The organism is Micromonospora sp. NPDC006766, assembly GCF_040636055.1.
In the GTDB taxonomy this organism is placed as follows: Bacteria; Actinomycetota; Actinomycetes; order Mycobacteriales; family Micromonosporaceae; genus Micromonospora.
On the sequence record NZ_JBEYIX010000012.1, the window covers coordinates 96201 to 114784 of the forward strand.

The 18584-nt window shown below is 72.6% G+C and carries 21 protein-coding genes; 9 read left to right on the forward strand and 12 right to left on the reverse strand.

Going from position 1 to position 18584, the window contains the following annotated elements:
• The first annotated feature begins 8 nt into the window (after positions 1–8).
• Positions 9–752, forward strand: coding sequence for an MBL fold metallo-hydrolase (locus ABZ671_RS14315; RefSeq protein ID WP_357856692.1), 744 nt, complete (start codon positions 9–11; stop codon positions 750–752).
• A gap of 20 nt (positions 753–772) precedes the next feature.
• Here ABZ671_RS14315 and ABZ671_RS14320 read toward each other — a convergent pair whose 3' ends face one another.
• The 5 genes from ABZ671_RS14320 to ABZ671_RS14340 form a co-directional block, all read right to left on the reverse strand.
• Complete coding sequence (locus ABZ671_RS14320) at positions 773–1462, reverse strand: hypothetical protein (RefSeq protein ID WP_357856695.1); 690 nt, start codon at positions 1460–1462, stop codon at positions 773–775.
• A 157-nt stretch (positions 1463–1619) separates the two neighbouring features.
• A complete protein-coding gene (locus ABZ671_RS14325) occupies positions 1620–2486 on the reverse strand; it encodes a MauE/DoxX family redox-associated membrane protein (RefSeq protein WP_357856698.1) in 867 nt (288 codons plus the stop codon).
• A 69-nt stretch (positions 2487–2555) separates the two neighbouring features.
• A complete protein-coding gene (locus ABZ671_RS14330; protein WP_357856702.1) occupies positions 2556–3152 on the reverse strand; it encodes a twin-arginine translocation signal domain-containing protein in 597 nt (198 codons plus the stop codon).
• A 16-nt stretch (positions 3153–3168) separates the two neighbouring features.
• Positions 3169–3579 carry a hypothetical protein gene (locus tag ABZ671_RS14335; RefSeq protein WP_357856705.1) on the reverse strand — a complete coding sequence of 137 codons (411 nt, stop codon included), beginning with the start codon at positions 3577–3579 and terminating at the stop codon, positions 3169–3171.
• A 202-nt stretch (positions 3580–3781) separates the two neighbouring features.
• Positions 3782–4741 carry a crosslink repair DNA glycosylase YcaQ family protein gene (locus ABZ671_RS14340; protein WP_357856808.1) on the reverse strand — a complete coding sequence of 320 codons (960 nt, stop codon included), beginning with the start codon at positions 4739–4741 and terminating at the stop codon, positions 3782–3784.
• Between ABZ671_RS14340 and ABZ671_RS14345 the strand changes: the two genes are divergently transcribed.
• From ABZ671_RS14345 to ABZ671_RS14355, 3 genes are read left to right on the forward strand one after another with little or no spacing between them, the layout of a single operon-like run.
• Positions 4634–5041, forward strand: a complete 408-nt coding sequence (locus tag ABZ671_RS14345) for a GntR family transcriptional regulator (RefSeq protein ID WP_357856708.1) — start codon at positions 4634–4636, stop codon at positions 5039–5041. The two genes, ABZ671_RS14340 and ABZ671_RS14345, sit on opposite strands and share 108 nt — an antisense overlap.
• 14 nt (positions 5042–5055) lie before the next feature.
• Positions 5056–5946 (forward strand): ABC transporter ATP-binding protein, encoded by an 891-nt coding sequence (locus tag ABZ671_RS14350; protein WP_357856711.1) that lies wholly within the window; start codon positions 5056–5058, stop codon positions 5944–5946.
• Positions 5943–6929 carry a transporter gene (locus tag ABZ671_RS14355; RefSeq protein ID WP_357856714.1) on the forward strand — a complete coding sequence of 329 codons (987 nt, stop codon included), beginning with the start codon at positions 5943–5945 and terminating at the stop codon, positions 6927–6929. Before ABZ671_RS14350 ends, ABZ671_RS14355 begins: the two co-directional genes overlap by 4 nt.
• Before the next feature lie 152 nt (positions 6930–7081).
• Here the strand turns inward: ABZ671_RS14355 and ABZ671_RS14360 are convergent, their stop codons facing one another.
• On the reverse strand, positions 7082–7309 hold the full coding sequence (locus ABZ671_RS14360; RefSeq protein ID WP_357856717.1) for a hypothetical protein: 228 nt from the start codon (positions 7307–7309) through the stop codon (positions 7082–7084).
• Between the two features lie 188 nt (positions 7310–7497).
• Positions 7498–8685: a DNA polymerase IV gene (gene dinB / locus ABZ671_RS14365; protein ID WP_357856720.1), complete on the reverse strand. Its 1188-nt coding sequence runs from the start codon at positions 8683–8685 to the stop codon at positions 7498–7500.
• 169 nt (positions 8686–8854) lie between these two features.
• Between dinB and ABZ671_RS14370 the strand changes: the two genes are divergently transcribed.
• Positions 8855–9259 carry an ester cyclase gene (locus tag ABZ671_RS14370; RefSeq protein WP_357856723.1) on the forward strand — a complete coding sequence of 135 codons (405 nt, stop codon included), beginning with the start codon at positions 8855–8857 and terminating at the stop codon, positions 9257–9259.
• On the opposite strand, the gene ABZ671_RS14375 is transcribed toward ABZ671_RS14370, so the two are convergent.
• From ABZ671_RS14375 to ABZ671_RS14385, 3 genes are all read right to left on the reverse strand, one after another.
• Complete coding sequence (locus ABZ671_RS14375) at positions 9234–10019, reverse strand: ABC transporter permease (protein WP_357856726.1); 786 nt, start codon at positions 10017–10019, stop codon at positions 9234–9236. The two genes, ABZ671_RS14370 and ABZ671_RS14375, sit on opposite strands and share 26 nt — an antisense overlap.
• A 25-nt stretch (positions 10020–10044) precedes the next feature.
• A complete protein-coding gene (locus tag ABZ671_RS14380; protein ID WP_357856729.1) occupies positions 10045–10452 on the reverse strand; it encodes a VOC family protein in 408 nt (135 codons plus the stop codon).
• 145 nt (positions 10453–10597) lie between these two features.
• Positions 10598–11725 carry an N-acetylmuramoyl-L-alanine amidase gene (locus tag ABZ671_RS14385; RefSeq protein WP_357856732.1) on the reverse strand — a complete coding sequence of 376 codons (1128 nt, stop codon included), beginning with the start codon at positions 11723–11725 and terminating at the stop codon, positions 10598–10600.
• A gap of 278 nt (positions 11726–12003) precedes the next feature.
• Between ABZ671_RS14385 and ABZ671_RS14390 the strand changes: the two genes are divergently transcribed.
• From ABZ671_RS14390 to ABZ671_RS14405, 4 genes are read left to right on the forward strand one after another with little or no spacing between them, the layout of a single operon-like run.
• A complete protein-coding gene (locus ABZ671_RS14390; RefSeq protein WP_357856735.1) occupies positions 12004–14883 on the forward strand; it encodes a hypothetical protein in 2880 nt (959 codons plus the stop codon).
• Entirely contained in the window at positions 14876–15730 is an 855-nt protein-coding gene (locus ABZ671_RS14395) for an ATP-binding cassette domain-containing protein (protein WP_357856738.1), read from the forward strand. Before ABZ671_RS14390 ends, ABZ671_RS14395 begins: the two co-directional genes overlap by 8 nt.
• The gene (locus ABZ671_RS14400; RefSeq protein ID WP_357856741.1) at positions 15723–16403 is read left to right on the forward strand and encodes an ATP-binding cassette domain-containing protein; all 681 of its coding nucleotides are present in this window, start codon (positions 15723–15725) and stop codon (positions 16401–16403) included. The genes ABZ671_RS14395 and ABZ671_RS14400 overlap by 8 nt, the downstream gene beginning before the upstream one ends.
• A gap of 43 nt (positions 16404–16446) precedes the next feature.
• Complete coding sequence (locus ABZ671_RS14405; protein ID WP_357856745.1) at positions 16447–17328, forward strand: slipin family protein; 882 nt, start codon at positions 16447–16449, stop codon at positions 17326–17328.
• A 21-nt stretch (positions 17329–17349) separates the two neighbouring features.
• Here the strand turns inward: ABZ671_RS14405 and ABZ671_RS14410 are convergent, their stop codons facing one another.
• Positions 17350–17718, reverse strand: coding sequence for a GntR family transcriptional regulator (locus ABZ671_RS14410; RefSeq protein ID WP_357856748.1), 369 nt, complete (start codon positions 17716–17718; stop codon positions 17350–17352).
• Positions 17715–18512 carry a hypothetical protein gene (locus tag ABZ671_RS14415; RefSeq protein WP_357856751.1) on the reverse strand — a complete coding sequence of 266 codons (798 nt, stop codon included), beginning with the start codon at positions 18510–18512 and terminating at the stop codon, positions 17715–17717. The genes ABZ671_RS14410 and ABZ671_RS14415 overlap by 4 nt, the downstream gene beginning before the upstream one ends.
• Between the last annotated feature and the right edge of the window lie 72 nt (positions 18513–18584).

The following is an 18584-nucleotide window of genomic DNA, read 5'->3' on the forward strand; positions in this document are numbered from 1 at the left end:
TCTCCAACATGCGGCTCACGGTGCTGGGCGGGTGTGGTGTGTGGCCCGACGCGGGTCAGGCGTGCAGCGGCTACCTCGTCGAACACGACGGGTTCCGGCTGCTCGTCGACGTCGGCTACGCCACCGCGCTGCGGCTGCTGGAACGGATCACCGCGGATCAGGTCGACGCGGTGTTCATCAGCCACGGCCATCCCGATCACTGCGCCGACCTGAACCCGCTGCTGCGGGCGCGTGCGCTGCGTGACGATCCGCCGGCACCGCTACCGGTGTACGCGCTGCCGGGTGCGCTCGACGCGGTCCTGGCACTGGACCGTCCCGGGATGCTGGACGCCGCCTATGTGTTGCACGAGTTCACTGCCGGCACTCACCTCGACATCGGCCCGTTCCGCGCCCAGACCCGCCCGCTGCCGCACTTCGTGCCCAACGCCGGCGTCCGGCTCGCCGCCGGTGGCCGCGTCCTGGCGTACACCGGGGACAGCGGCCCGAGCCCCGACGTGGTGGAACTGGCGCGCGGCGCGGACGTGCTGCTCGCCGAGGCCACCTATCTCGATCAGGTGCCGCCGGACTCGCGGCGGTACCAGTCGAGCGCGTGCCAGGCGGGTCGGCAGGCGGCGGACGCCGACGTCGGGCACCTGATCCTGACTGATCTTCAGCCGGGCACGGACCCGGCGGCCGCGCGCTGTGCAGCCCGCGACGGGTACGGCGGTCCTGTCGACGTCGCGGTCGCCGATCTCCTCGTCGACCTGCCCTGAGGCAACGCCTCCGGGTGCGGTCAGGACAGCCGGTCGACCGTCGCGGGGACCAGACCGTGGCCGCGCGCCGCGCCGGTGAGCTGGCGTAGCACCCAGCGCAGCGCGTCACCGGCGGCCGGCTGCGATGTCACGTCGAGACACCATGCGCCGCCGACGTGCCGCAGGTTCCACCGGAAGTTCGTGTCGTTGACCCGCAGGCGCCCGGTGCCGACCACACCCGGTTGCCTCCCGGTCGGGGCCGGAACGTCGCCGAGCCGCAGCAGCGTGCTCAGTCGGGCCAACTGGCGATCGTCCAACTCGCCGGCGAAGAGGATCCGGTGGACGTCCGCGCCGGTGCCCAGCCGCAGCGGCGCCCCGGACGACAGCGGCACGTCGTCGTGGAAGTGGCCGCGCAGCGCCTCCTCGTCGGGCAGCGCGCCGCCGCCCAGCCTGCCGTAGGTCACCGCGGCGGCGGCGCGGTCGACGGCCTTCAGACGGGCGCGGAGCTGCCGGTCCGTTCGGATCGCCCGGGCGAACGCGGCCGAGCTCCACCAGCCGCCGTCGGCCGGGGTCCAGCCCGCGGTGCGTAACCGGATTGCGGAGAGGTCGTCGGCCAGGACGAACTCCTCGACCAGCAGGCCGGCTGCCTGGGCGTCGTCCGCCTGGGCGTGCAGCAGGTAGTAGTCGAGTGCGCCGGTGTGCGCGCGTCGCAGCAGGGTTTCCGTGGTCACCTCGGGACCGTACCGCTCTGGTCGGCTGCCAGGCACGGCTCTCGGCCCCGGGTTTCGCAGCGAAGCCCGACGGGCACTGCCCGGACCAGGCGGGCCAGGAGGTCCGCCCGGTCCGACGAGGTGGTCGGTGGCGTCGGCGCCGAGCGTCCCGCTGCTGTCAGGCGGGAACGACGGTGAGCCGGGGGCCGGTGGGCGGCGCGGTGCCGGCCAGGCTCAGCAGGGTGTGGCCGGTGGCGTCGTCGACGACGGCGACCCGCACCGTGTCGGGCTGTTGGTCGGCCAGTGGCACGGCGAACACCGCGGTCACCGGGCGGCCCTGGTAGAGCGCGGCGTGCCCGACGAAGCGCCAGTCTCCGTCGTCCCAGTACTCGCGTACGTCGGAGCGGAGCAACGGGGCGACCCGCCGATAGGCGTCACTGAGCTGGAGCTGCTGCACGGTGGCGAGCAGCGGCACGCCGGTGCCGCCACGCAGCGGGTGGGTCAGCCGGGCGCGCAGCCGGCGCAGCGGCAGCAGCCAGGCGGCGTCCAGCTCCGGCGAAAGCGCCACCACCGCCGCCACCTCGGCGAGCAGGACGGCGGCACCGGCCAGTGGTCGCGCGGACAGCGCGGCCGGCCAGCCGCCGGGCACCACGACGGACAGTCCGCTCGCCAGCACCAGCAGCCCGGCCCGGCCCAGGCCGCGCCCGGAGACCGGCGTCGATCGGGCGCTCAGGCAGCCGCACGAGGAGGCGGGAGCGGCTCGCCGGGCGTACGTGAGGTAGGCGAGGAAACCGACGGCCAGCACGCTCGCGGCGACCGCCTCCAGCCGCAGCGCGGGTGGCAGCAGGAGCAGCGCGCCGAGGGTCAGCTCGACGCCGCCGAGCAGCCGGTACGCGGGCAGCGCCCGGCGTTGGCCGAGCAGCCGCACGAGGGCCGATCGGCTGGCGGCTTCGGCGGCGTACCGGCTGAACAGCTTGACGCGCGCGGACCAGATCAGCACCACACCGACGACCAGCGGTTGCAGCGCCGCGATCAGTTCGATCATGGGTTCTCCCCTCGGGTTGGCGGGCCGGCGGTGCCCGGGCGGTACGCGGCGCCGCCCGGGCGTCGTCGGTCAGGCGGCGGCGTAGATGGTGGCGATGCTGATCTCGTTGGTGTCCGGATGCCAGGCGCCGAGCACCTGGACGTGCCGCCCGACCCGCAGCAGCGACATGTCGCTGATCGCCGGGGTGCCGTTGTAGACCGCGGCGGATCGCCCCGGCACGACGTGCGCCACGATCCGGCGACCCTGGTGGTCGAGGTGCAGCAGGTTGCGGCCGACCGACGCGATGTGCGCGTGCAGGTTGACGATGTTGACCCAGATGGAGTCCGCGGCGAGCGTGCCGTCGGGCAGGCGGACGCCGCGGGCGTAGAGGCCGTCCCCGACGGCCACCTGGTCGAAGGTGGTCGGGTGCAGCTTCCAGAGGCTCGTTCCGTCGGTGACCCGGATCGAGTGCAGCACGGTGTCCGAGCCGGTGACCAGCAGCATGTGGCCGGAGATCTTGCTGATCCGGCCCTCGGCGAAGTTCGGGTCCGGGGCACCCGGTGTGACGGCGGCGGCCTCGGCGGCGAAGGCCGCCTCGGGGGCGAGTGAGCCGAGCCCGGTGGCGCCCACCACGCCACCGATCGCGGCGGTGGCGAGCAGTCGCCGGCGGTTGAGGGTCTGGTCCATCGTGACGCCCTCCCGTTCAGACGATGTCGATCGAACAGGGCCGCAGCCCGGTGGACAGGCTGGCGATCACGCTGTACGCCGCGGGGGTCAGGTCGACGACCCGGTTGCTGCCGCAGGCCGAGCCGCAGCACGTGCGCTCGCCGCAGAACGAGACGGTGCGCGGCCCGCAGTCGGCGATGCTCGTGCCGACCCGGGCGCCGTTGCAGAGGTTGGTGGTGTAGTGCACGAAGCCGCAGCCGCGGCGGCTGATGTTGATGCCGCAGGCGTCCGGGCGGGTGATGGCGTTGCAGGCGTCCGAGGTGTTGGGCCAGGCGTGCTGGTAGTTGCCCGACTTGCAGGTGCCGCAGGCGCCGCCGCCGGCCGCGCCGCAGGGACCCCAGGCGTTGCCGCAGCAGAACCAGGACACCTCGCCTTGCAGAGCTGCCATGGATACCTCCTCCCATAGTCAACAATCGATAGCGACAGCCATCGATATAGATGGTGATTGTTGTGTCGGAAATCACCAAAAGTCAATGTCGAGGAAGAAATTTTCTTACCGGCAGCACGGTTGGGTGCGTGATCGGTGGCAGCCGAACCAGCCGGCACGTGGACGAAGGGCCGGCTGTGCTGTCACCGATCGAGCTGCGGTGTCAGTCGACGAAGCCCGCCTTGACCAGTCGGACCTGCCGATGCGCGGCCAGCCGTTCGGCCTGCTCCCCGATGGCGGCCCGGAGGCGGGCGGGCGGCGCGGGCCACAACTGCACCTGCACGGTCAGCTTGCCGCCGGACTGGCGCGGTCGCCAGGTGCCGGCGATCTCACCGTCGGCGACCACCGCGCCAGGCCGGCCGAGCACCGGCCAGAGGACCTTCGCGCGGGCCGGGTCGTCAACCAGCAACGGGCGGTCCTTGGCCTGCAGGAACAGGTCGAATGGCCCGAGCAGCCGGACCAGTTGCGGGCGGGGCGCGTCGAACCGGTCGGCGTCGGCGGACAGCACCCAGCGGGCCTCGCCGGCCACGGACACCTCGACGGCGTCGGCCGGCCAGCGGGCCTTGACGTCCTTGACCGGCGCGTCGAGGTAGTCGGCGACGTGCTTGGGGGTGGCCGGGCCGAGCAGCCGCAGGTAGGCGCGGATCAGGTCGAACCGCGCCGACACCTGAGCCGCCGGCCGGAAACCGGCGATGGGTTGCAGCACCGGCGGGGAGGTGCCGGTGTCCTGTGCGCCGATGTCGAGCAGGGCGGTGTCGGCGAGCATGCCTTCGGTGCGGTCGAGTTGCTGGGCGCGGATGCGAAAGCTGAGCACCTGTGCACGGTCGACCACCATCACCACAGAGGCCAGGGTACGGCCTGCCACCGACTGGGTCGCCCAGGCGCGGCGCGAGGTCCCGGCCCTCCTGTCACCCGGTCGCGCGACCCGCCGTGACGGGCCTTGACATTGGCTCCCCTCGCGACCACCCTGTCCTATAATCCTACTGACGTAGGACAATAGAGAGGATCGTCCTGCGTGATCGAGTTTGTGCTGGACAGCCGGTCGAAGGTGAACACCTACATGCAGCTGGTGCAGCAGGTGAAACAGGCGCTGCGCGTCGGCCTGCTGGCGCCGGGCGACCAGCTGCCGAAGGTTCGGGACGTCGCGCAGTCGTTGGCGATCAACCCGAACACGGTGCTCAAGGCGTATCGCGAACTGGAGATCGAGGGCCTGGTCGGCGGCCGACCCGGGGTCGGCACGTTCGTCGAACGCACCCTGGCGGGCGCGTCCCTGGCCAACCAGGCCGAGCTGCGCGAGGACCTGGTGGCCTGGCTGCACCGGGCCCGGGCCGCGGGGCTCACCGCCGAGGACGTGATCGCCCTGGTGGAGACCACCATGCGCGCCACGCTCGCCGACGAGACACAGCAGAAGGAGCCCGCGTGAGCGGAGGAGGAAAGATGGAGATGGTTCTGGAGGCCGACCGGTTAGGCAAGCGATACGGCACCACCTGGGCGCTGCGGGACTGCACGCTGCGCCTGCCCGCCGGGCGGATCGCCGCCCTCGTTGGCCCGAACGGGGCGGGCAAGAGCACCCTGCTGCACCTGGCCGTCGGCCTGCTCCGCCCCGACGCGGGGACGGTGCGGGTGTTCGGCGAGTCGCCCTACAACAACACGAGCACCCTGGCGGACATCGGCTTTGTCGCCCAGGACACCCCGCTGTACCGGGACTTCAGCGCCGCCGAGCTGGTCACCGCCGGCGCGAAGCTGAACCGGCGGTGGGACGGCGCCCTCGCGCGCAACCGGCTGGCGCAGCTCGGCATTCCACCCGACCGGCCGGTCGGCAAGCTGTCCGGTGGACAACGCGCCCAGGTCGCGCTGGCGCTCGCGCTGGCCAAACGGCCCCGGCTGCTGCTGCTCGACGAGCCGGTGGCCAGCCTGGACCCGCTGGCTCGGCGGGAGTTCCTCCAGTCGCTGATGGGCAGCGTCGCCGACGCCGGCACCAGCGTGCTGCTCTCCTCCCACCTGCTGGCCGACCTGGAACGGGTCTGCGACTACCTGATCGTGCTGCACGCCGCTCGGGTGCAGCTCACCGGCACGGTCGACGACCTCGTGGCCGGGCATCGGCAACTGGTCGGCCCCCGGCACGACGGCACGCCACCCGCCGGCGTCGCCGCGGTGCTCCGGGCCAGCCACACCGACCGACAGTCCACGCTGCTGGTTCGCACCGACGGGCCGATCGACGATCCGGCCTGGACGGTCCGCGAGGTCAGCCTCGAAGACATCGTCCTGGCCCACCTCGCCGACGGCGACCCGATGACCAGTCACACAGAGTGGGGGGTGCCGGCATGATCTGGCTGGCCTGGCGGCAACACCGCAAACAGCTCCTGTTCACCCTCATCGGGTTCGCGGCGCTCGCCGCCCTGATGATCCCGATCGGCCTGTCGATGCGGCACACGTTCACCGACCTCGGCCTGCCCGACTGCGTACGGCAGATGGCCCGCGCCGACGTGGCGCAGTCCACCGCGGACGCCTGCCAGGCCGGCTTCCGTCGCTTCACCAACCGATACGGCAGCCTGAACCTCGTGGCGGTGCTGCTGCTCGTCCTGCCGATGCTGGTCGGCCTCTTTTGGGGAGCCCCAACTGTCGCGCGCGAGGTGGAGCACGGCACGCACCGCTTCGCGTGGACCCAGGGCGTCGGCCGCACCCACTGGGCGTTGGTGAAGTTCGGCCTGGTCGGCGCGGTCACGGTGGGCCTCGCGATCTGCTACGGCCTCGGCATGTCGTGGTGGGCCGGCCCGCTGACCCAGGCCGCACACGAGGGCCGGATGGGCGTCATGGTTTTCGACCTGCTCGGCGTCGTCCCCATCGGCTACACACTCTTCGCCGTGGCGCTGGGCATCTTCGCCGGCACCGTCTGGCGCCGGATGCTACCCGCCATGGCCGTCACCCTCGTCGGGTTCGTCGGCGTGCGAACGGCGCTGGCGACACTGGCCCGGCCGCACTATCAACCCGCACTCACCCTCACCTCCCCGGTGGAAGGGACCCAACCGCTCATGTCCCGTGGCGACTGGGTCCTCTCCAGCGGAGTCCGCAACGCCGACGGGACAATGGTGGCGGTCGACGCTCAGGTCGCCTGCCCGCCGGGCAGCAGCGGGCCGTCCGGCGGGGGCTGCGGTGGTGAGCTGGGCCTCGGACCGGGCGCCTACAACTGGCAGCTCTACCAACCGGCCGACCGGTTCTGGCTCTTCCAGGGCATCGAGACCGGCATCTTCGTCGTCCTCGCCGTGCTCCTGCTCTATCTCGCCATCCGCAGGATCCGCCGCATCGCCTGAGCGCACCAGCGGTGATCGTCGGTCCTTTCGTGGGCTCGGCGACCACGCGTTCCGACCGGTCGGCGTGCTGTCCCCGCTCACCTCCACCGCTGGTCGGTGGGGTGGGCAGCGGGTCGCCAGGCAGGCGTCGACGCCAGCGGCGCGACGACCGGTTAACGCGCCGGCAGGTGCTGGACGAGCTGAATCGGGTTGCCGTCCGGGTCGGCCGTCCAGGCGATCAGCAGCCGATCGAGCCAGACGTGCGGGGCGGCCAGGGCCGGCGCGCCGTCGGCGGTCAGCGCCGCGTACGCGGCGGCGGTGTCGTCGGTCCACAGGACGACCGCCGCGCGCTGGCCCGACGGCACCGGGTCGAGGCCGTGGTCGTCACGGGTGGACGCCACCGACGCGATTCCGATCCGGTAGCCGTCGAGGGTGAGGTCGACGTGGATCGGCTCGCCCCCCGGTGGGCACCCGGAAGGTCTCGGTGAACCCGAGCCCGGCGTAGAAGGGCGGCCCGGCTGACGTTTTCGCTGAACAGGATCACCTGCGGCTGTCGGAACATCGACATGCGCGGACCATACCCGGGCGGTCAGTCCGGCAGGCGGGGCATGTCCAGACCGGGGTCGCGGCCGAGCAGCACCGCGCGGGTCAACGCCGTCGAGCCGAACCGGTCCCGGACCGCGTCCACCGCGGCGTCCAGTTCCGCGCCCGGGTCGCGGGTGAACGGCAGGGTGAGCTGCACGTGCCCGTCGTCGAGGTTGCCGACGGACACCCCGAGCAGCGTCACGCCCCGGGCCTCGATCTCCGGCAGCGCCGCGCGCAGCAACGCCCGCGCCGCGTCCCGCAGCGGCCCGGTCTGTGCCGTCGCCTTGTCCAGGGTGTGCGAGCGGGTGGCCCGGGTGTAGTCGGCGAAGCGCAGCCGCAGGGTCACTGTGCGCCCGGTGCGCCGCGCCGCGCGCATCCGCCCGGTCACCCGGTCGACCAGCCCGGCCAGCACGGCGTCCAGCTCGGTGGGGGAGTGCGGCTCGCGGCCGAGCGCGTGCTGGGCCCCCATCGAGGATCGTCGGCGCCCGACCTGCACCGAGCGGGGGTCGCGGTTGTTGGCGAGGGCGTGCAGGTGGCGGCCGGCGCCCGCGCCGAGCAGCGACACCAGGGCCGCCTCGTTGAGCCGGGCCACCTGCCCCACCGTACGGATGCCCCGCTCGCGCAGCTTCGTCGCGGTGACCGGCCCGACGCCCCACAGCCGTTCCACCGCCAGCGGGTGCAGGAACGCCAGCTCCCGCTCCGGCGCGACGACCAGCAGCCCGTCCGGCTTAGCCACCCCGCTGGCCACCTTGGCCAGGAACTTCGTCCGGGCCACGCCGACGGTGATCGGCAGGCCGACCTGCTCGCGAACCTCCTGGCGCAGTTGCGCCGCGATGTCGGCGGGCGGGCCGACCAGCCGGCGCAGCCCACCCACGTCCAGGAACGCTTCGTCGATGGAGAGGCCTTCGACCAGCGGGGTGGTCCGGCGGAAGATCTCGAAGACGGCCCGGCTCGCCGCCGTGTACGCGGCCATCCGCGGTGGCACCACGACCGCCTCCGGGCAGAGCCGTCGCGCCTGCCGCCCGCCCATCGCGCTGCGCACCCCGCGCGCCTTCGCTTCGTAGCTGGCCGCCAGCACCACCCCGCGGCCGACGATCACGGGCCGGCCGCGCAGCCGGGGATCGTCGCGCTGCTCGACCGACGCGTAGAACGCGTCCAGATCGGCATGCAGGATCGTGGCCTCGCTCGACACGCACCCATATTCGCACACCTGTTCGAACAGGATGTGTGGAAGTTGGCACCGGCCCTCTGGCAAATTTCCCTGAAACGCACCGAATAACCCGATAACGTGACGGTGTCGCGGGTGACGCCGACGGATACGGGGGCCGATGATGGGTGCCGAACAGCGGAACATGGAACTCATGCAGACGCTCGACGATGCCTGGAACGCCCAGGATCTCGAGACGTTCAACAGCCGCCACACCGACGACGTGGTGGTCCGGTGGCCCGGCAAGCCCGAGACCCACGGCCAGGTCAACCACGAGGCCGAGGCGAGGGATTTCTTCACAGCGTTCCCCGACCAGCGCCTCGGCAACCGGCCCTACAAGGTGCTGTTCGCTTCGGGCGAGTGGACCTGCTCCATCGCCCGCTTCACCGGCACCATGACCGGCCCGATGACGGGCCCGGACGGCAACCCGATCCCGCCCACCGGCAAGTCCTTCGACGTTGACTTCTGCACGATCGCCCGCTGGGTCGACGGCAAGATCGTCGAAGAGAACCTCTTCTACGACCTGACCACCTTCATGAAGCAGATCGGCCTCGGCTGAGCCGGCGGTCGGCCCAGGGCGCGGTGCGGGCCCGGGCGCGTACGAGCAGTTCCAGGGCCAGCGCGATCGCCACCGCCTCGACCGCCAGCAGCGTGATCAGGATGAGCAGTTGGGTCGCCCCGGCCTCCAGCGGCCCCGCCCCGCCCAGCAGCACGCCGACGAACGCGCCCGGCAGGGTGACCAGCCCGACCGTGCGGGTCTGGTCCAGCGCGGGGATGAGCGCCTGCCCGGCGGCCGGCCGGCAGATCTCCAGCGCCGCGTCGCGGGGGAGCAGCCCCAGAGCCAGGCCGGCCTCGTACTCGCCGTGGCGGGTGCGCAGCTCGTCCAGGGTGCGCCGGCCGGCGAGGCTGGTCGCGGTCATCGCTCCGCCGATCAGGATGCCGGCCGTCGGCAGGACCACCAGCGGCGTCACCGGCAACGCCCGGCTGACCAGCAGTACGCCGAGACTCGGCACCACCCCGGCCGCGATCGCGAGGGGGGCGACCCGGCGCGGGCAGGACGGCCCGATCCGTCGGCGGGCGGTGACGCTGGCGACCACGTACATGAGCAGGATGAATGCGCCCGTGCTCCACCAGGCGCGCAGCACGGCGACGATGACCAGCGACACCACGCCGAGCTGCACGGTGGCCCGGGCTGCCGCGGTAAGGACCGCCCGGCCCCGGCCGACCCCGCTGAGTCGCAGCACGGCGGCGGCCGCCACGGTCAGCCCGAGCAGGGCGACGACCAGCGTCGGCCCGATCGGCACCGTACCGGCGCTCATCGGCCCGCCCGGTGGGTTGTCCCGGTCAGGCGGGCTGGCTGATGTTGACCAGCCAGCCGATGCCGAACCGGTCCACGCACATGCCGAACTCGTCGCCCCACATCTGCTTTTCGAGCGCGACGGTCACGGTGCCCCCATCGGTGAGCTTGTCCCAGTAGCCCCGCAGCACGTCCGCGTCGTCGCCGCTGAGGCTCACCGTGACGTTGTTGCCGATCGTGAGGTCCATCTCCGACGGCGTGTCGGCGGCCATCAGCGTGAGGCCGCGATCGGTCTCGAGCTGCGAGTGCATGACCAGGTCGGCGAGCCCGGGCGCCGGGTTGCCGAAGTCGCCGAAGGTGCTCAAGGTCAGGGTGCCGCCGAACACCTGCTGGTAGTACTCCATCGCCTGCCGCGCCGTGTCGCGGAAGCTGAGGTACGGGTTGAGCTTGATCATGACGCCTCCTCAATCGTGACCTGCGGATCGTCGCAGACCGAGGGGCCGCAGCCAACGAGGCGCGACGGGGCGATGACGGGAGGGTGCGGTGGAGGTGGCGCCGTTGACACCTCCACCGCTTCCCCCGCCGGCGCGTCGGTCGGTTCTACTGGAACGACTGACGCACCACACCCCCCACCAGGGCACACCAGGTTGTGGTCGTGATCTTGCCGTTCGGTGTCAGGCCGTGCAGACGCTGCAGGTCCTGGAGCGCCTTCTGGGTCGGGTGGTCGTACTCGCCGGTGATCGCGACGTCGGCGTAGCCCTTGGAGTTGAGGATGAACTGCACCGCGTTGACCGGGATGCCGGTCGCGTGCTTGTCCAGCTCGGGAGCCAGGGTCTCCCAGGTCGGCGTGGTGAGGGTGGCGTCGATGTCGACGGGGATGCCGTTGCGGGCCTGCCAGTTCTGCACGGCGGCGGCGGTGGCGGCGTCGAAGACGCCGTTGACCGGGACGGGGTAGCCGCGGAACGCGAGCAGGTATTGCGCGACCTGGACGACGGGGCCACCCACGAACCGCCAGATGTCCGGCCAGCGGCGGGCCGGCACGTCGGCGAGGCGGGTGCCGAGCTTGGCGAAGACCCGGCGGCGCAGCGTCGGGAACTCCCGGTAGAACATCGCTCCTGGGCACAGCGTGGCCCGGAAGTCCCAGTGGCCGAAGATGTCGTGCGCGTGCAGCCCGTACTGCTGGCAGATGGTGGTGCAGAGCGTGACCAGGGAGTCGAGCAGCTCCCGCGGCGGGGTGTCGGTGACGTAGGTGCCCTCGTTCTCGATGCCGATGGCCCGGCCGTTCTCGCCGGGGCAGTGCGCCGAGATCATTTGCCGGTCGCCGGCCCGGAGCCGCTCCAGGCTGCCGTGCCGGCCCTCCAGGACGTGGCCGCCCCGGCTGACCGTGAAGTGCTGGCCGGTGTCCGACCAGCCGTTGCCGTCGATGTGCAGGTCCTGGCAGTCGCGGGCGAGCTGCTTGGCGTGTTCCGGTGAGTAGTCGGTGCTGTTCGGGAACGCCATGTGATGCACGATGATCTTGTTGGTGGCGATGTCGCTGACCGACAGCGGGTCCGCCGGCGGCCGGGCGCCCCACCCGTCGCAGCTGATGATCCAGTCGAGGTTCGCGCCCGGCGCGGCCTGCGCGGCAGCCGGGAAGGCGAGTTCGGTCCCGACGACCGCGACCGCGGCAGCGCCGAGGCCGGCCCGCAGCAGGGTACGGCGGTCCAGCTCAGGGTGGTCGAAATGCATGTCATCTCCTCCGTGGCCGGGCGAGAGCCAGGGTATGAAAAGGAGCTTCAATCGCTGCTCGTGAGTCGGAGGATATTGCCATCGGTGTGCGCCGCGCTAGGAGTGGAAGCGACAATTTTCGATCACTGTCCAGCCGGCCGCCCTGCGCCCCGCGTTGCCATCCACTCTCGACGGGCCGTTGAGGACGTTACGAGTTCGCCCCGTTTTGTCGGCAGGACCTTCCTTCAGTCGGTAGAAACGAGCAGGATCAGTGGGTCCACACACGACCCGGGGGATTCATGGCGCATCGGCTCGACGGGACGGCCGCGCACGGCGCTCCGCCCCCGACCTCGCCGGCCGGCAGCAACCCGTCCCGCCCACGCCGAGCAGGTCCCCGGGGTGCTCCGCTGCCGCGCTCGGCCGCCTGGTGGGGCATCCGTCAGGGGCCGTGGTCGTTGCTGGTGCTGCTCGTATTCACGGTGCTCGCCACGGCCAGCGCGGCACCGCCGATGTTCGCCGAGGCATCGGAGAACGCGGCGTTCGAAGGCGCCCGTGCCGCCGTGCCCGCCGGCGCCCGCCAGAGTGATGCGGACGTCGTCCGGCTGACCGCGTCGGCGTCGCCGTCCAGCGCCGACCAGCAGGCCGTCCTCGACGAGATCCGGGCCATTACCGGGCTGTCCGCGCCCACCCTGAACGGCAAGTCGGTGGGCGTCGAGCTGGGTCGGTCAACACGATGGGAGTCGTTCCTCGCACACGGAACCCTCAGCGAGCGCGCCCGTCTCTTCGCCCTCCCCGACCCGGCCGAGCACCTGGTGACCACAGCGGAGGCCGCCGCGGGGCGATCCGACGGGGTCTGGCTGCCCGTGCCGCTGGCCCGGGAACTCGGTGTCGAAGCCGGCGACCCGGTGACGTTCTCCGCCCGCCGCCGGGACGGCGACGAACGGCGCGTCGACACCACCGTGGCCGGGACCTACCGGGTCGCCGAGGACGGCCGCCGACCGCTGGACCCCCCGGGCCGCCGGGACTGGTCCCTCCGCAGAGGCGAGCTGCCACTCGACAGCGCCCTGGAAACGCTGCCGGCGTACCTCGTCATCGGCGACGTCGCGACCACCGAAGCACTGGCGGACGAGGTCGGCGACCAGATGCTCTGGTCGGTGGACGCCGCACTCGCCCCCGGCCTGACGCTCGCCCAGGCGCGGCAGGTTGCGGACCAGGTCGACCTGCTGCGCAAGCGGTACGTCCAGGGCCGGGCCGAAGGCGAGGTCCTGGCCCGCCGGGTCGCCAGCGGCATCGGTGACCTGACCGAACAGGCCGGCGCGGTGGCCGACGGCGCCCGGCAACGGACCCTGCCCCTGGAATGGGCCGCCGTGCTGGTCGCGCTGACCGCCCTGCTCGCCGTCGTGGCCGCCGCGCTGCGCCGCCGGGACGTCGAGGTGCGCCACGCGGTCGGCACCGGCACGCCCACCGTTCTCGTCGCCCTGCTCTGGTCGCTCGAACACCTGCTACCCGCCGCGCTGGGCGGCGTCCTGGGCTGGCTCTGCGCCTGGGCGGTCGTCGGGCAGGCCGGCCCCACCGGCACCGTGACCGCCCTGTCCGTCGTGCCGGGGCTGCTGCTCGCGATGGCGTCGTCGGCGGTAGGTGTCGTCCTGGTGGGGGCGTTCGCCGGCGGCGTCGCCGCCCGACGGGTCCGCCCGGCCGCTCCCGGCACCAGCCGCCGTCCCGTACCGTGGCTGGTCCTGCTGGTCGCCGCGGCGGTCACCGCGACGGCGGGTCTGGCGGCAGCGGACCACTCCGGCGACGACGCCCGCAGCACCGATCTGCTCGTGCCGCTACTTGTGTTCGTCGCGGCCGGCGCACTCGGCATGCGGGCACTGCCGTGGCTGGCCCGGGCCAGGTGGCGACGGCCGTCCCACGCGTCGCGCCCGGACGCGAGGTGGCTCGCCCGCCGTCGGCTCGCCGCCGCCGTGCCCGGCCGCGCCCCGGTCGCCGCCGCCGTCACCGCCGGACTCGGCATGATGCTGTTCGCCCTCTCGGGCGTGGCCGCCACCCGGGCGACGATCGAGGATCGGGTCGCCGTGCGGTCCGGCGCCGAGACGGTGGCCGCCATCGAGGCGGCCTGGCAGCTCGACGACGATCCCGTGCTCGCGCCACCACGCCCCAAGGCCGGCGAGCCGCCGCAGCCCGATGGGCCGGTGTCCGGGGTACGCACCCCGCCACTGCCCGCCCGTACCACGCTGGTCTGGCGGATCGACGTCACCAACGCGGCGACCTTCGGCACGCACCAGCTGCTCATCGTCGACCCGGCGACGCTCGTCGACGCCGCCGCCTGGGGACACGGGCCGGAACTCGCCCAGGCCCGCCGCGCGCTCAGCCGGCTCGCCGACCATGACACCCCGGACGACCCGATCCTCGGCCTGCCGGCGATCGCCGTCGGCGTGGACGGGATCGAGGTGGATGACATCGTCCAGGTCGAGGGCGGGCCGTGGCGGGAACGCCTGCGGGTCGTGGACACCGTCGACGTGTTCCCGCGATACGCCGGCGAGCCGATGTACGTGGTACCCGCCGGGCCGGCGTTCCCGACGTTCGGCCCGGGGGACCCCCGACTCAAGCCGCGCGACAACCTGGCGACCGGTGTCTTCGCCCGCACCGAGCTGTGGGGGACGTCGGACGGGGCCGTGGATGCCGTGCTGACCGCCCACGGTGTGCGGCCGCGGCAACTCGACACGGCGGAGCAACTGCGCCGCCGTGACATCTTCGTCGCCGCCCAGCAGGCCGGCGGCTATCAGGTGGCCGTCGCCAGCTACCTGGCGCTGCTCGCGGTGCTGGCGCTGTGCGTACACGCCCAGCGCCGCGCGGCCGCCGACCGGCCCAGCGACCTCATGCTCGCGCGGCTCGGCTTCGGGCGTTCCCGGGTCCTGCTGTCGAGGGCCGTCGAACAGGCCACCCTCGCGGCCCTGGCACTGCTCTGCGCCGTGCTGGGGTTGCTGCTGCTCACCCCGCTGGCCGGGCGGTTGCTCGACGTCGCCCCCGACGAAGCTCCCGCGTTCCGGCTGGTCGTCACCCCGGCGGCGCTCGGGGTGACGACCCTGGCGGCGTTGCTGGCGGCCGCGGCGGCGACCGCCGTCAGCGTGCAGCGCTCCGGCCGCGGCGAGGAGGAGGCGTACCGCACCGATGCCTGACCATGTCACCCAGCCGCTGCTCGCCGGCACCGAGCTGCTTCAGCTCTACCCGACGCCCACCGGTCCGACCCAGGCGCTGCGCGGCGTCGACGTGCAGATCCGCACCGGAACGCTGACCGCGATCACGGGCCCGTCCGGCAGCGGGAAGTCCACCCTGCTGGCGATCCTCGCCCTGCGGGAACGGCCGGCCGGTGGAACGCTGCGCCACCGGGGCAGCCCGGTCGCCGCGCTGAGCCGCCGGCAGGTGCAGCGGCTGCGCCGACACCACATCGGCTACATCGCCCAACGGCCGGCGCACGGGCTGTTCCCGCAACTGTCCGCCCGCCGGCAGATCGAGCAGACGGCGTGGCTGCGCGGCGTGCCGGTCGACCCGGTCGCCGTGCTGGCCGACGTGGGGCTCGTCGAGCGGGCGGACGCGCTGCCCGCCGCGCTGTCCGGAGGGGAGCAGCAGCGACTCGCCGTGGCCGCGGCGTGCGTCGGGCCACCGGATCTGGTGATCGCCGACGAACCGACCGCCGAGCTCGACGACACCACCGCCGACCTCGTCCTCGCCCGGCTGCGCCGGTGCGCGGAGCAGGGCGTGGCCGTGGTGCTCGCCACCCACGACGCGCGGGCGGTGGCCGTCGCCGACGCGGTGCTGCACCTGCGGCACGGGGTGCTGTCGGCCGAGCAGCACGGTGCGGCGGGGCGCACCGCGGCCATCGACGGATTCGGGCGAGTTCAGCTTCCCGAGCCGGCGCTGGCCCTGTTCCCGGACGGCCGCGCGCTGGTCGAGGTGCATGCCGACCACGTACGCCTGGTGCCCCCTGATCGTCCGACGGCGCCCGGAAGGACAGCGGATGAGTAGCGCGGCGCTCGTGGCCGCTCACGCGGTCACCCACACCCATGGTCGTGGCGCGGCGGCCGTCACCGTGCTGCACGAGGTCACCGTGGAGATCGGCGGGGGAGTCCTGGTGGCTCTCGCCGGCCGCTCCGGGTCGGGAAAGTCCACCCTCTGTCATCTGGTGGCCGGAGTGATGGCGCCGACCGCCGGCCAGGTGCGCGTCAAGGGTGAGCCGGCGACCGCGGTGCGGGACTGGGCCGGCGTCGCCCTGGCGCCCCAGCGACTGGCCCTGGTCGGTGAGCTGACGGTCGCCGAGAACGTCCACCTGCCGGCCCTGCTGCGGGGGGCGCCCGTCGATCCGGACCTGCTGGCCCGCATAGATTTGGAGCGCATCGCGCAGCGCCCGGCGCGGGAGACCTCGCTCGGGGAGCAACAGCGGACCGCCCTGGCCCGGGCCCTCGTCCTCGCCCCCGATCTGGCGGTGCTGGACGAACCGACGGCCCACCAGGACGACGGGCACGTCGAGCAGGTTGTCGCGGCGCTGCGGGAGGCGGTCGGTCGGGGGACGACCGTCCTGGTCGCCACGCACGACGCCCGTTTGATCGAGGTGGCCGACATCGTGCTGAATCTGCATTCCGGGCGGCTCGTGCCGGGCGTCGTGGATGGTGGGGGGAGTGGATCGCGGCGGAACGGGTAGGCGCGGCGCCGGGAGGCGGGTGCCTCCGGGATCGAGGGGGACCATGGCAGTCGCCGTCATCGTGGCGATCATCGTCGTCGTGATTGTGCTGCTCGGGTTGTCGATGAGCGTCCGGTTGGTGCAGCAGTACCAGCGTGGCGTGGTGTTCCGCTTCGGCCGGGTGCTGGAGAACATCCGGCAACCCGGCTTCCAACTGATCATCCCGATCGCCGATCGGATGGTGCGGGTCAGTCTGCAGACCACCGTGATCGGGGTGCCGGCGCAGGGCGCCATCACCCGGGACAACGTGACACTCACCGTCGACGCGGTGGTCTACTACCGGGTCGTCGATCCGGTGAAGGCCCTGATCAACGTTCGGGACTACCCGGCGGCGGTGCTGCAGGTGGCGCAGACCGCATTGCGTTCGGTGATCGGCAAGGCTGATCTGGACACCCTGCTGAGCAACCGGGATCAGATCAACGCCGAGCTGAAATCGGTGATCGACGCGCCCACCGAGAAACCCTGGGGCCTGCTGATCGAGCGGGTCGAGGTCAAGGACGTGGCCCTGCCCGAGGAGATGAAGCGCTCGATGTCCCGCCAGGCCGAGGCCGAGCGGGAACGGCGGGCCCGGGTCATCGTCGCCGACGCTGAATACCAGGCCTCCCGCCGGCTGGCCGATGCGTCCCGGACGATGTCGCAGACGCCGGGGGCCTACCAACTGCGGCTGCTGCAGACGGTGGTGGACGTGGCGGCGGAGAAGAACAGCACCCTGGTCATGCCGTTCCCGGTCGAGCTGCTGCAGTTCTTCCAGGAGTACAGCCGGCGTGGCCAGGCGGAGGTGGCACCCGGCGGGCCGGGGGCGGTGGAGGAGGCCCCGGCGCTCGGCCCGACCACCGAGCACGTCGCCGCGTCCGCCGAGGGGGACGGGCACCGCCCGCAGCACTGACAAGGCAGGCGTGTCGAGCGTTCAGCGGCGCAGGGCTTCGCGGACCGCGTCGAGCGCCTCGTCCGGGGTGACACCGAGGCGTCCCGCGATGGCGGCAAAGCTGTCGGCAGCCCCGGCGAGCCGTCGGCGTATCTCCGGTTGGCCGATCGGCTTGCGAGGTGCGACGACAGTGCCGTGGCGTACGCGGCTGGTGACCAGGCCGGCCCGCTCCAACTCCTGGTACGCCCGTGCGGCGGTGTTCACGGCGAGCCCGAGATCGGCGGCGAGCTGACGCACGGGCGGCAGCCGCGTCCCGGACGCCAGCACGCCGGTCTCGATCATCGTGGCGAGATGAGCCCTGATCTGCTCGTACGCCGGAACGGGGCTGGCGGTGTCGACCTCGACGATCACGAGGTGCCCTGGCGCTGCGGGCCGCGCCCAGCCGCGATGACGATGCCGCACAACAGGACGAGGAGGCCACCGAATACGGTGCGGACAGCGGCGGCGTCCGGATCGGCGAGGTTCACCGCGGAGATGGCGCTGAATCCGGCGAGGACGAACCCGCCGGAGGTGAGCACATGCAGCGACCGGGTGCGGATGGCGTCGTCGGCGGCCAGCACGTCCGGCTCGGCAACCGGACGGGCCCGGGTCACGACCTGCCGCCGTACGAGTGTGACGAGGCTTAGAATCGCGGTGCCGAACCCGATCCAGGCCATCGCAGCGGCGGGCACGGACTGCGGAGCGCGGTGCATCAGCACGACGATCGACGCGGCGGTGAGCACGACCGCGGCGAGCGGCAGCATGCCGCGGGTGAGCGGGACCAAGTAGGTGGCGAGGGTGCGGACGGCGAGGGAGGCGGCGCGCCTGGTGCCGCGGCGTACCCGGGCGAGGGCCAACTCGGCGACGAGGGCGCCGACGAACCAACCGGCGAACAGGGCGAGAAAATTAACCTGAAAGCGGCCTTCGGGCAGGCCCCAGGCGAACCCAATGGCACAGCCCAGACCAGCTCCGGCGCACCGCCAACGCCGGGTGACCGCCAGGTACGCGATGACCCGATCGCCGTTGCCGACGGTGACGTCGAGTCGCTGCTTCTGGGCGAACCCCTCCAGCCGCGCCCGGCTGACCGGCCCGTACGCGCACCACGTCGCCAACATCAGCGGTAGGCCGCCGAACAGCACGGTCATGATCAGCGTTTCTGCGCTCACCTAGTCAATGTAGCAAGGCATTGATACATTGCGCCATGACACTGGACGGCGGGAGAATGCGGTGGCGCGATA